Below are 11,871 nucleotides of genomic sequence, written 5' to 3'. Positions count from 1 at the left end.
GCGATGGGGTTGCGTACCGACTCGCTGTTCGTCGACGCGCCAACCGCTGCGGGCGGACACCCCCCGACACGGCCCCTCGCGTCGTCCGGCGGGTGCGAGCCCGGCCCGGCTTGAGCCGTCCGCCCTGGTCGCGGGTGCGGGGCCGCGCACGGGTTGGCTACAGGCGGCCCAGGACCTGGGCGAGCAGGGAGCCCATCCGGGCGGCCGAGTCGCGGCCGGCCTGGAGGACCTCTTCGTGGTTGAGGGGCTCGCCGGTCATGCCCGCCGCCAGGTTGGTCACCAGGGAGATGCCCAGGACCTCCGCGCCCGCCTCACGCGCGGCGATCGCCTCCAGGACCGTCGACATGCCCACCAGGTCCGCGCCGATGACACGGGCCATGCGGATCTCGGCCGGGGTCTCGTAGTGCGGGCCGGGGAACTGGGCGTAGACGCCCTCCTCCAGCGTGGGGTCGACCTCCTTGCACAGGGCGCGCAGCCGCGGGGAGTAGAGGTCGGTGAGGTCGACGAAGTTGGCGCCGACGATGGGGGAGGTGGCGGTGAGGTTGATGTGGTCGCTGATCAACACCGGCTGGCCGGGGCGCATGCCCTCGCGCAGGCCGCCGCAGCCGTTGGTGAGGACGATGGTCTTGGAGCCGGCCGACACGGCGGTGCGGACGCCGTGGGCGACGGCGGCGACCCCGCGGCCCTCGTAGTAGTGCGTGCGGCCCAGGAAGACCAGGGCGCGCTTGTTGCCGATCCGGTAGGAGCGGATCTTGCCGCCGTGCCCCTCGACCGCCGGCGGCGGGAAACCGGGCAGCTCGGTGACCTGGAACTCGGCCTCGGGGGCACCCAGCGCGTCCACGGCCGGGGCCCAGCCGGAGCCCATCACGAGGGCGACGTCGTGGGTCTCGGCGCCCGTGAGTTCGCGCAGGCGGGCCGCGGCGGCGTCGGCGGCCGCGTGCGGGTCGCCCTGGATGTCGTCCGGAAGAAGAGATGCGTTCACGCCGACGAGGGTAGCCGGTGATTGCCTACGCGCGTAGATGGTGGAGCTGACGGGGTGGCGATCGTTGTCTTGTCGTTTCCGACGAGGCCGTCCCTCAGCAGGGGCGCTTGCGGAGCTCCATGACGTAGTCGTGGGGGGCGCCGGCCGACTCCGCCGCGTCGGCGATCTCGCCGAGGTGGCGGGCGGAGGGCAGGCCGCCCTCGTACGCGTTCAGGGCGAAGGCCCAGGCGGGCTCCTCACCGTCGAGGGTGTGGACCCGTACGCGCGTGCGGCGGTAGATGTCGAGGCCCACGCCTTCCCAGCGGTCCAGCGACTCCTCGTCCATGGGGGCGATGTCGTAGAGGGAGACGAAGACCTGGCAGAGCGGGTCCTCCACGATCGTCGGCAGGGCGCCCTCCCAGCCCATGTGCTCGCCGCCGAAGGTCAGTCGCCATCCGTTCAGCCAGCCGGTGGCGCGCAGCGGCGAGTGCGGGGCGCGGCGGGACATCAGCCGCGCGTCGAGGTTGCCGGCGTACGCGGCGTAGAGCGACATGGGGAGAGCGTACGGCAGGCCGAACGGCGTCACTCGCGTAACAGAGCCGCCCCGGGGCGGTGCCGCACCGGGGGGTGCGGGACAATGGAGTACGTGACTCGGATCGTGATCATCGGTGGCGGACCCGGCGGATACGAAGCGGCGCTGGTGGCCGCACAACTCGGCGCGGAGGTGACCGTCGTCGACCGCGACGGTCTGGGCGGGGCGTCGGTGCTCACCGACTGCGTGCCCTCGAAGACCCTCATCGCCACGGCCGAGGTGATGACCACCTTCGACTCCTCCTACGAGGAGCTGGGCATCATCGTCGCCGACGACACTCCCCACGTGGAGCAGGCCGCCCGTGTGGTGGGGGTGGACCTGGGCAAGGTCAACCGGCGTGTGAAGCGGCTCGCGCTCGCCCAGTCGCACGACATCACCGCCTCCGTGACCCGGGCCGGAGCGCGCGTCCTGCGCGGGCGCGGGCGACTGGAGGGCATGCAGGCGCTCGACGGGTCGCGCAAGGTCGTGGTGCGCGCCGCCGACGGCACCGAGGAGACCCTCACGGCCGACGCGGTGCTCATCGCCACCGGCGGGCACCCGCGTGAGCTGCCCGACGCCCGGCCGGACGGCGAGCGGATCCTGAACTGGACCCAGGTCTACGACCTGAACGAGCTTCCCGAGGAGCTCATCGTGGTCGGCTCCGGTGTCACCGGTGCCGAGTTCGCCGGTGCCTACCAGGCGCTCGGGTCGAAGGTCACGCTCGTGTCCTCGCGCGACCGGGTGCTGCCCGGTGAGGACCCGGACGCGGCGGCGGTGCTGGAGGAGGTCTTCCGGCGGCGCGGCATGAACGTCATGGGACGCACCCGGGCGCAGTCCGCCAAGCGGGTCGGGGACCGGGTCGAGGTCACGCTCGCCGACGGGCGGGTCATCACCGGCTCGCACTGCCTGATGGCCGTCGGCGCCGTGCCCAACAGCGAGGGCATGGGGCTGGAGGAGGCCGGTGTCCGGCTGCGCGAGTCCGGTCACATCTGGACCGACAAGGTCTCGCGCACGACCGCTCCCGGTGTGTACGCGGCCGGTGACGTGACCGGGGTGTTCGCCCTCGCGTCCGTGGCCGCCATGCAGGGGCGTATCGCCATGTACCACTTCCTCGGCGACGCCGTGGCCCCGCTGAACCTGAAGACCGTCTCGTCGAACGTCTTCACCGACCCGGAGATCGCCACCGTCGGCTACACCCAGGCCGACGTCGACGCGGGCAAGATCGACGCCCGGGTCGTGAAGCTGCCGCTGCTGCGCAACCCGCGCGCCAAGATGCAGGGCATCCGCGACGGCTTCGTCAAGATCTTCTGCCGGCCGGGCACGGGCATCGTGGTCGGCGGCGTGGTCGTGGCGCCCCGCGCCTCGGAACTGATCCACCCCATCTCGATCGCGGTCGACAACAATCTGACGGTCGAACAGATCGCGAACGCCTTCACCGTCTACCCCTCCCTGTCGGGCTCGATCGCCGAGGTGGCACGGCAGTTGCACACCCGCAAGATGAACGGCGACGGCTGAGGCCGAAACCGGCTCCCCGCTGGTCACGGGGAGTGTTCGACCATGCGTACGGCATAGGCCGGGGGATCAGGCCCTATACCACTTCCCGCTGGTGCGTGCGAACATCTTCTGCTATTCAGCGCAAACTGCTGAAAGCAGACGGTCGCTGGCGTTACTGTCAGTTTCGTGTTCGCTGCAGAACGTCGCCAATTGATCCTCGAAATGGTGCGAGCGAACGGGGCCGTGTCGCTCCGTGAGCTCGCCCGCGTCGTCCAGACCTCCGAAGTGACCGTACGGCGGGACGTGCGCGCGCTGGAGGCAGAAGGACTCCTCGACCGCCGGCACGGCGGTGCGGTACTGCCGGGCGGTTTCACGCGGGAGTCCGGCTTTCCGCAGAAGTCCCATCTCGCGACCGCCGAGAAGACCGCCATCGCCGACCTCGCCGCGAATCTCGTGGAAGAGGGGGAGGCGATCGTGGTCGGGGCGGGTACGACGACCCAGGAGCTGGCCCGCCGGCTCGCCCGGGTGCCCGGCCTGACCGTCGTCACCAACTCGCTGCTCGTGGCGCAGGCCCTGGCCCACGCCAACCGGGTCGAGGTCGTGATGACCGGCGGTACGCTCCGCGGTTCGAACTACGCCCTGGTGGGCAGCGGGGCCGAGCAGTCCCTGCACGGGCTGCGCGTGTCCCGGGCCTTCCTGTCCGGGAGTGGTCTGACCGCCGAGCGGGGGCTGTCCACGTCCAACATGCTGTCGGCGTCCGTCGACCGGGCGCTGGTGCAGGCGGCCGCGGAGGTGGTGGTCCTCGCGGACCACACCAAGCTCGGGACGGACACGATGTTCCAGACCGTGCCGACGGACCTCATCACGCGCCTCGTGACGGACGAGCCGCCCGCCCACGACGACCGCGCGGCCACGGAGCTCCAGGCGCTGGCCGACCAGGGCGTGCAGATCGCCGTCGCCGGCGGGCAGGGAGGTTCCGCGGGGTCGGCAGGCCCCGGGGGTGATCCTGTCCCGGCGCGTCAGCAGCGCCGGGATGTGCCGTTGCCCGGGCCGCGCCGGCAGGTGCCGGGGGGCGGCACCGGCGGGTTGCGGTCCACCTCGATGCTCGGGGAGCAGGGGCCGGGGACCGAGCGGGCGCGGGTGGCGGATCTGCGGCGGCGCTGAGCGGGGCACCGGCTGCGCCCATCCGTGCCGCCCCGGCGGCAGGACCGCCCGCAGCGCAACGGCGCGGCCCCCGAGGGGCCGCGCCGTGGGCGTTCAGCCGGGCTGCGTCAGTCCTTGATCTCGCAGATCGCCGCGCCCGACGTCACCGACGCGCCGATCTCCGCCGACAGGCCCTTGACCGTGCCGGACCGGTGGGCGTTGAGGGGCTGCTCCATCTTCATGGCCTCCAGGACGACGATCAGGTCGCCCTCCTTGACCTCCTGGCCCTCCTCCACCGCGACCTTGACGATCGTGCCCTGCATCGGGGAGGCGAGCGTGTCGCCGGAGGCGACGGGGCCCGACTTCTTCGCCGCGCGGCGCTTGGGCTTGGCGCCCGCCGCGAGGCCGGTGCGGGCCAGGGACATGCCCAGCGAGGACGGGAGGGAGACCTCCAGGCGCTTGCCGCCGACCTCGACGACCACCGTCTCGCGGCCCGGCTCCTCGTCCGTCTCGGCGTCGGCCGGCGCCGTGAACGGCTTGATCTCGTTGACGAACTCCGTCTCGATCCAGCGGGTGTGGACCGTGAACGGGTCGGCGGAGCCGGTGAGCTCGGGCGCGAACGCCGGGTCCTTCACCACCGCGCGGTGGAACGGGATCGCCGTGGCCATGCCCTCGACCTGGAACTCCTCCAGGGCACGCGCGGCCCGCTCCAGGGCCTCCTTGCGCGTGCGGCCCGTGACGATCAGCTTCGCCAGCAGGGAGTCCCACGCCGGGCCGATGACCGAGCCGGACTCCACGCCCGCGTCCAGCCGGACGCCCGGGCCGGACGGCGGGGCGAAGGCCGTGACGGTGCCGGGCGCCGGCAGGAAGTTGCGGCCCGGGTCCTCGCCGTTGATGCGGAACTCGAAGGAGTGGCCGCGCAGCTCCGGGTCGCCGTAGCCGAGCTCCTCGCCGTCGGCGATGCGGAACATCTCGCGCACCAGGTCGATGCCGGCGACCTCCTCGGTGACCGGGTGCTCCACCTGCAGACGGGTGTTGACCTCCAGGAAGGAGATCGTGCCGTCGAGGCCGACGAGGAACTCGACCGTGCCGGCGCCGACGTAGCCGGCCTCCTTCAGGATCGCCTTCGACGCGCTGTACAGCTGGGCGACCTGCTGCTCGGAGAGGAACGGCGCGGGGGCCTCCTCGACCAGCTTCTGATGGCGGCGCTGCAGGGAGCAGTCACGGGTGGAGACGACGACCACGTTGCCGTGCTGGTCGGCCAGGCACTGGGTCTCGACGTGGCGCGGCTTGTCGAGGTAGCGCTCGACGAAGCACTCGCCGCGGCCGAAGGCGGCCACGGCCTCGCGGACGGCCGAGTCGTACAGCTCCGGCACCTCCTCCAGCGTGCGCGCGACCTTCAGGCCGCGGCCGCCGCCGCCGAACGCCGCCTTGATGGCGATCGGCAGACCGTGCTCCTCGGCGAAGGCGACGACCTCGTCGGCGCCGGACACCGGGTCGGGCGTGCCGGCCACGAGCGGGGCGCCCGCGCGCTGCGCGATGTGCCGGGCGGCGACCTTGTCGCCGAGGTCGCGGATGGCCTGCGGCGGCGGGCCGATCCAGATCAGCCCCGCGTCCAGCACCGCCTGGGCGAACTCGGCGTTCTCGGAAAGGAAGCCGTAGCCGGGGTGGATCGCGTCCGCGCCGGACTCCCGGGCGGCCTTCAGCACCTTCTCGATGTCGAGGTAGCTGGTTCCCGGGGTGTCACCGCCCAGGGCGAACGCCTCATCCGCGGCGCGGACATGCAGAGCGTCCCGGTCCGGGTCGGCGTAGACGGCCACGCTCGCGATCCCGGCGTCCCGGCAGGCCCGGGCCACGCGGACAGCGATTTCGCCACGGTTGGCGATGAGCACCTTGCGCACGATTGAGGCTCCCTCCTTGAAACAAGCCGAGTTTAGGGACTGCCGACACGGCACTTCGACCCGTCCCCAGTGGTGAGCTTGCCCACACGGAGCGTGATACGAGGCCCGCTCGACCCGCGAAATCCCTTGTCGCACCGCAGTACGCAGTACTCCTTCGGCAAACCCTAGCCGTCCGCTGTGGTCAAGGTCTCTGTCATCACGTGCTGCGGGCCACTCCGTTTCTTTGTGGAGTCCCTACGAATGGCCCAATGATTCTTTGCCCGGCCCCGGACCCTTGTCCCCGGGTTTACCGGTGAGTAGCGTTCGCGCTGTCCCGAACGGAAGAGGGAGGGCGCGGTGATGCGCAGGCCGGTGGCGTGGGTCGTGGCGGTGGTGCTGTTCGCCGAGGCGTTCGGCATCGCGGCGCTCAACTGGTTCCTGGGGGTCGTCGTCGACCGCCAGGACATGTCGCTGGCCGGGCTGGACCCGCACATGATGTCGGTGTCGTCGAAGATCGGCGGGGTCGTCTTCGGTCTCTACTTCGCGCTGTGCGGCCTGGTCGCGCTGCTCGTGGCGGTGCGGGACCGGCCCCCGGCGGGCCTCGGCCGCGTGCTGCTGATCAGCGCGGCGGTCGTGCACGCGCTGCTGGGCGCCTTCACCTGGGGGCTCGTCGGCTGGCCGGCGTTCCTGTTCATGGTGCTGGTGCTCGCCCTGATCGTGCTGCTGCTGATGACCTACGACCGTCCGGCCGAACCCGCCGGCGCGGCGCCCCGCGACGGGGCGGGCGACGGCGGGTCCCCGGTCACTTCTCCGCCGGCGCCCACAACTCCGTGATGCCGACGCCCAGTTCGGCCAGGAGCCGGCGGACCAGGGGCAGGCTGATGCCGATGACGTTGCCGTGGTCGCCGTCGATGCCGTCGATGAACGGGGCCGAGCGGCCGTCCAGGGTGAACGCCCCGGCGACGTAGAGGGGTTCGCCGGAGGCCACGTAGGCGGCGATCTCCTCGTCGCTGGGCTCGCCGAAGTGGACGACCGTGGACGCGGTCGCGGAGACGTGGCGGCCGGTGAGCGTGTCGTAGACGCAGTGGCCGGTCTGCAGGGTGCCGGCGCGGCCGCGCATCGCCTTCCAGCGGGCGGTGGCCTCCTCGGCGTCGGCGGGCTTGCCGAGGGCCCGGCCGTCCAGGTCGAGCACGGAGTCGCAGCCGATCACGAGGGCGCCCTTGACGTCCGGCCGGGCCGCCACGACGGAGGCCTTCGCCTCGGCGAGGGCGAGCGCCAGTTCGGCGGGGGTGGGGGCGGTGACGGCGTCCTCGTCGACGCCGCTCACGATCACCTCGGGAGCGAGGCCGGCCTGGCGGAGCAGGCCGAGCCGGGCGGGGGACTGGGAGGCCAGGACGAGTCGGCGGCGCGGCTGGGCTGTCATGCGTTCAGCGTATCGGCGGCCGGGCGCTCCCTCACCTCACGCCGATCACGAGCATCACCAGCACCATGGCCAGGGCCAGGAGAACGCTCAGCCGCCGCAGCATGCCCTGCATGTCACGCAGTTCCTCGGGCGGTTCGTTCTCGGGGTCGGACCACAGCATGAGTCCAGCGTGCGACCTGGCAGGGCGGGGCGCCTGAGTAGGCGTACTCAAATCGGCGCCCCGCCTCGTTCCCGGGAGCGCGGTCACCCGCGCACCGGGCAGCTTCAGCCGGGCCAGTACGTACGGCCCCACGCCGACGGCCCCGGCTGGGGCAGGCGGTGGGCGGCGATGCGGGACGGGTCGGACCAGGAGTCGCGGGGCGTCGGCGCGCCGGGCGGCAGGGCGGCCGCCGCCGCGGCGCGGGCCCTGACCACCGCCAGGGCGGCGGCCAGCTCCTCCGGGGTCGGGTTGCCCCGTACGACCTTGATCGTCATATGGGCTCCTGGTGGCTAGAGGGGGATGTTGCCGTGCTTCTTCGGAGGCAGGGATTCCCGCTTCGTGCGCAGTTGACGCAGACCCCGTACGACGTGCCGGCGGGTCTCGGACGGCAGGATCACGGCGTCGACGTAGCCGCGCTCGGCCGCGACGTAGGGATTGAGAAGGGTGTCCTCGTACTCCCGGATCAGCCGGGCCCGCACCGCCTCCAGGTCCTCACCGTTCGCCTCGGCCTCCGCGAGGGTGCGGCGGTGCAGGATGTTGACCGCGCCCTGGGCGCCCATGACGGCGATCTGGGCGGTGGGCCAGGCGAGGTTGAGGTCCGCGCCGAGGTGCTTGGAGCCCATGACGTCGTAGGCGCCGCCGAAGGCCTTGCGGGTGATGACCGTGATGAGCGGGACGGTCGCCTCGGCGTAGGCGTAGATCAGCTTGGCGCCGCGGCGGATGATGCCGTCGTGCTCCTGGTCGACGCCGGGCAGGAAGCCGGGGACGTCGACGAAGGTGAGCACCGGGACGTTGAAGGCGTCGCAGGTCCGCACGAAGCGGGCCGCCTTCTCGCTGGCCTTGATGTCCAGGCAGCCGGCGAACTGCATCGGCTGGTTGGCGACGACGCCGACCGGCCGGCCCTCGACCCGGCCGAAGCCGGTGACGATGTTCGGCGCGTACAGCGGCTGCGTCTCGAAGAACTCGGCGTCGTCCAGGACGTGCTCGATCACCGCGTGCATGTCGTAGGGCTGGTTCGCGCTGTCCGGGACGATCGTGTCCAGCTCGCGGTCCTCGTCCGTGACCTCCAGGTCGGCCTCCTCGGGGAAGGCGGGCGGCTCGGAGAGGTTGTTGGACGGCAGGTACGACAGCAGCTGCTTGACGTACTCGATGGCGTCCTTCTCGTCGCCCGCCATGTGGTGGGCGACGCCGGAGGTCGCGTTGTGGGTCCGGGCGCCGCCCAGCTCCTCGAAGCCGACGTCCTCGCCGGTGACGGTCTTGATGACGTCGGGGCCGGTGATGAACATGTGCGAGGTCTGGTCGACCATGACCGTGAAGTCGGTGATGGCCGGGGAGTAGACGGCGCCGCCCGCGCACGGCCCGACGACCAGGCTGATCTGCGGGATGACGCCGGAGGCGTGGGTGTTGCGGCGGAAGATCTCGCCGTAGGCGCCGAGCGAGGCCACGCCCTCCTGGATGCGGGCGCCGCCGGAGTCGTTGATGCCGATGACCGGGCAGCCGGTCTTCAGCGCGAAGTCCATCACCTTGACGATCTTCTGCCCGTAGACCTCGCCGAGGGCTCCGCCGAAGACGGTGAAGTCCTGCGAGAACACGGCGACCGGGCGGCCGTCGACCGTGCCGTACCCGGTGACGACGCCGTCGCCGTACGGGCGGTTCCTGTCGAGGCCGAAGTTGGTGGAGCGGTGCCGGGCGAACTCGTCGAGCTCGACGAACGAGCCCTCGTCGAGCAGGAGCTCGATCCGCTCACGGGCCGTCAGCTTGCCCTTGGCGTGCTGCTTCTCGACGGCGCGTGCGGAGCCGGCGTGCGTCGCCTCATCGATGCGGCGCTTCAGATCCGCGAGTTTGCCCGCGGTCGTGTGAATGTCAGGCTGCTGCTGCTCTTCCGGCTCGGACATCGGGATGCGGCTCCCTGCCTGCTCAAAAGGGGGGACGGTTACTCATCCGTAGAGTAGTGGGGGCCCTCCACATCGGCAGTGCGGCGTTTACCACACCTAGGGTGGCTTGCATGACGCCGCGAGATGCATCAGAGCCGAACGGGAGCCGCTGGTCCGACCTGGACCGGCCGCCCCTCAACGTCACCGCCCTGCGCCGGGGCCTGGTGCGGGAGGGAGGGCTGTGGTCGCTGGTGGAGGTCGTCCAGCGCACCGGTTCGACCAACTCCGACCTGGTCGTCCGGGCGGCCGGGGGCGAGGCCGTGGAGGGGGCCGTGCTGGTCGCCGAGGAGCAGACGGCCGGCCGCGGGCGCCTGGACCGGCAGTGGACCGCGCCGCCGCGCTCGGGCCTGTTCTTCTCCGTGCTGCTCACCCCGCGCGAGGTGCCCGTGGCCCGGTGGGGCTGGCTGCCGCTGCTCACCGGTGTCGCGGTGGCCACCGGCCTGGCGCGCGCCGCGGGTGTGGACACGGCGCTGAAGTGGCCGAACGACCTGCTGGTCACCGTGGGGGGCGAGGAACGCAAGGCCGGCGGGATCCTCGCCGAACGGGCCGGGGACGACGGGGTCGTCATCGGGGTCGGCATCAACGTCACGCTGAAGGAGGACGAGCTGCCGGTCCCGACGGCCGGGTCGCTGGCGCTGGCCGGGGCCGTGGGCACGGACCGGGATCCGTTGCTGCGGGGCGTGCTCCGTTCGCTGGAGGAGTGGTACGGGAAGTGGCGTGCCGCCGAGGGCGACCCGGGCGTGAGCGGGTTGCAGGAGGCATATGCCGCCGGGTGCGCGACGCTCGGGCGGGTGGTGCGGGCGGAGTTGCCCGGGGACCGGGCCGTGGTGGGGGAGGCGGTGGCGGTCGACGGGGACGGGCGGCTGGTGCTGGCGACGGAGGAAGGCGTGCAGGAGCCCGTGGGCGCCGGGGACATCGTGCACCTGAGGCCCGCCTGAGGCCGGGGCCGGTGTGTCCGCACCCCGGCCGGCCCGGCCGGCCTGGGGCTTTGGGGCGGAGTCCCCGGGTGGGCGGGAAGACGCCGATCAGCCGGTCGGTGCCGGGCACCTCACCCCACGGCCGCTCATACGGAGTGAGCTGGCGCACACCTGCCGTAGAGTTGAGGCCGGTCGATACATGACCGTGACAGATCGGAAGGGCAACACGCGTGACCGTCGACGACTCGGGTTCCGGCGAGGACGCGCAGGGCGCCGACTCCGGCGAGGATCCGCTCGCCCTGCGCCTCGAAGGGCTCATCCTTGGCGCCGAGCGCCGCTACACCCCGTTCCAGGCGGCCCGCAGCGCCGGCGTCTCCATGGAGCTGGCCTCCCGCTTCTGGCGGGCGATGGGCTTCGCCGACATCGGGCAGGCCAAGGCCCTCACGGAGGCGGACGTCCTCGCCCTGCGGCGCCTGGCCGGTCTGGTCGAGGCCGGGCTGCTGAGCGAGGCGATGGCCGTCCAGGTCGCCCGGTCCACCGGGCAGACCACCGCGCGGCTCGCCGAGTGGCAGATCGACTCCTTCCTCGAGGGGCTGACCGAGCCGCCCGAGCCGGGCATGACCCGCACCGAGGTGACGTACCCGATCGTCGAGCTGCTCCTGCCCGAGCTGGAGGAGTTCCTGGTCTACGTCTGGCGCCGCCAGCTCGCGGCCTCGGCCGGCCGGGTCGTGCAGGCCGCCGACGACGAGGAGATGGTCGACCGGCGGCTGGCCGTCGGCTTCGCCGACCTGGTCGGGTTCACGCGGCTGACCCGCCGCATGGAGGAGGAGGAGCTCGGCGAGCTGGTCGAGGCCTTCGAGACCACGGCCGCCGACCTGGTGGCCGCCAACGGCGGACGGCTGATCAAGACCCTCGGCGACGAGGTGCTGTACGCCGCCGACGACGCGGGCACGGCCGCCGAGATCGCGCTGCGGCTGATCGAGACCATGGCGCACGACGAGACCATGCCGGAACTGCGCGTCGGCATGGCGTTCGGCACCGTGACCACCCGAATGGGCGATGTCTTCGGTACGACCGTGAACCTGGCCTCCCGGCTCACCTCGATAGCTCCGAAGGACGCCGTCCTCGTCGACACCGCGTTCGCCGAGGAGCTGATCCGCACGCAGGACGCCCCGGCCTCCGAGGCGGAGGCGGCCGAGGAGGCCGCGGCGGCGGAGAAGGAGGGCGAGGAGCCCCCGGTGTACCGGTTCGCGCTGCAGCCGATGTGGCAGCGGCCCGTGCGCGGCCTGGGCGTGGTGGAGCCGTGGCTGCTCACGCGGCGGGACGGGGCGCCGTAGGCGCTCACGGCG

General features: G+C 72.3%; 12 protein-coding genes. 5 read left to right on the top strand and 7 right to left on the bottom strand.

All coding sequences use genetic code 11. The annotated features are described in order from the left end of the window. Positions 1–157: 157 nt before the first annotated feature. Both ACPXCS_RS13030 and ACPXCS_RS13025 read right to left on the bottom strand, forming a co-directional pair. Positions 158–982 (bottom strand): purine-nucleoside phosphorylase, encoded by an 825-nt coding sequence (locus ACPXCS_RS13030; RefSeq protein WP_425946705.1) that lies wholly within the window; start codon positions 980–982, stop codon positions 158–160. 94 nt (positions 983–1,076) lie between these two features. Further along, the gene (locus ACPXCS_RS13025; RefSeq protein ID WP_425946704.1) at positions 1,077–1,514 is read right to left on the bottom strand and encodes a gamma-glutamylcyclotransferase; all 438 of its coding nucleotides are present in this window, start codon (positions 1,512–1,514) and stop codon (positions 1,077–1,079) included. A gap of 84 nt (positions 1,515–1,598) precedes the next feature. Between ACPXCS_RS13025 and ACPXCS_RS13020 the strand changes: the two genes are divergently transcribed. Together ACPXCS_RS13020 and ACPXCS_RS13015 are read left to right on the top strand one after the other, a co-directional pair. Beyond that, the gene (locus tag ACPXCS_RS13020; RefSeq protein ID WP_425946703.1) at positions 1,599–3,047 is read left to right on the top strand and encodes an NAD(P)H-quinone dehydrogenase; all 1,449 of its coding nucleotides are present in this window, start codon (positions 1,599–1,601) and stop codon (positions 3,045–3,047) included. Positions 3,048–3,212: 165 nt separating this feature from the next. Beyond that, entirely contained in the window at positions 3,213–4,190 is a 978-nt protein-coding gene (locus tag ACPXCS_RS13015) for a DeoR/GlpR family DNA-binding transcription regulator (RefSeq protein WP_425946702.1), read from the top strand. Positions 4,191–4,297: 107 nt separating this feature from the next. Here the strand turns inward: ACPXCS_RS13015 and ACPXCS_RS13010 are convergent, their stop codons facing one another. Then, positions 4,298–6,070 (bottom strand): acetyl/propionyl/methylcrotonyl-CoA carboxylase subunit alpha, encoded by a 1,773-nt coding sequence (locus ACPXCS_RS13010; protein WP_425946701.1) that lies wholly within the window; start codon positions 6,068–6,070, stop codon positions 4,298–4,300. A gap of 339 nt (positions 6,071–6,409) precedes the next feature. On the opposite strand from ACPXCS_RS13010, the gene ACPXCS_RS13005 reads away from it, so the two are divergent. After that, the gene (locus ACPXCS_RS13005; protein ID WP_425946700.1) at positions 6,410–6,883 is read left to right on the top strand and encodes a hypothetical protein; all 474 of its coding nucleotides are present in this window, start codon (positions 6,410–6,412) and stop codon (positions 6,881–6,883) included. Here ACPXCS_RS13005 and ACPXCS_RS13000 read toward each other — a convergent pair. From ACPXCS_RS13000 to ACPXCS_RS12985, 4 genes are all read right to left on the bottom strand, one after another. Further along, the gene (locus tag ACPXCS_RS13000) at positions 6,852–7,472 is read right to left on the bottom strand and encodes a Maf family protein (RefSeq protein ID WP_425946699.1); all 621 of its coding nucleotides are present in this window, start codon (positions 7,470–7,472) and stop codon (positions 6,852–6,854) included. The two genes, ACPXCS_RS13005 and ACPXCS_RS13000, sit on opposite strands and share 32 nt — an antisense overlap. Positions 7,473–7,503: 31 nt before the next feature. After that, a complete protein-coding gene (gene mmpB / locus ACPXCS_RS12995) occupies positions 7,504–7,632 on the bottom strand; it encodes a morphogenic membrane protein MmpB (RefSeq protein WP_094054986.1) in 129 nt (42 codons plus the stop codon). A gap of 104 nt (positions 7,633–7,736) precedes the next feature. Beyond that, on the bottom strand, positions 7,737–7,946 hold the full coding sequence (locus tag ACPXCS_RS12990) for an acyl-CoA carboxylase epsilon subunit (RefSeq protein ID WP_425946698.1): 210 nt from the start codon (positions 7,944–7,946) through the stop codon (positions 7,737–7,739). Positions 7,947–7,961: 15 nt separating this feature from the next. Next, entirely contained in the window at positions 7,962–9,566 is a 1,605-nt protein-coding gene (locus tag ACPXCS_RS12985) for an acyl-CoA carboxylase subunit beta (RefSeq protein ID WP_425946697.1), read from the bottom strand. Positions 9,567–9,676: 110 nt separating this feature from the next. On the opposite strand from ACPXCS_RS12985, the gene ACPXCS_RS12980 reads away from it, so the two are divergent. After that, on the top strand, positions 9,677–10,543 hold the full coding sequence (locus tag ACPXCS_RS12980) for a biotin--[acetyl-CoA-carboxylase] ligase (protein ID WP_425946696.1): 867 nt from the start codon (positions 9,677–9,679) through the stop codon (positions 10,541–10,543). A 209-nt stretch (positions 10,544–10,752) separates the two neighbouring features. Next, positions 10,753–11,859: an adenylate/guanylate cyclase domain-containing protein gene (locus ACPXCS_RS12975; RefSeq protein WP_425946695.1), complete on the top strand. Its 1,107-nt coding sequence runs from the start codon at positions 10,753–10,755 to the stop codon at positions 11,857–11,859. The last annotated feature ends 12 nt before the right edge of the window (positions 11,860–11,871 follow it).

This window comes from Streptomyces sp. DT190 (genome assembly GCF_049846985.1).
GTDB lineage: Bacteria > Actinomycetota > Actinomycetes > Streptomycetales > Streptomycetaceae > Streptomyces.
Note: the sequence above shows the minus strand (reverse complement) of the source record. Positions and strands in the feature narration are given on the sequence as shown.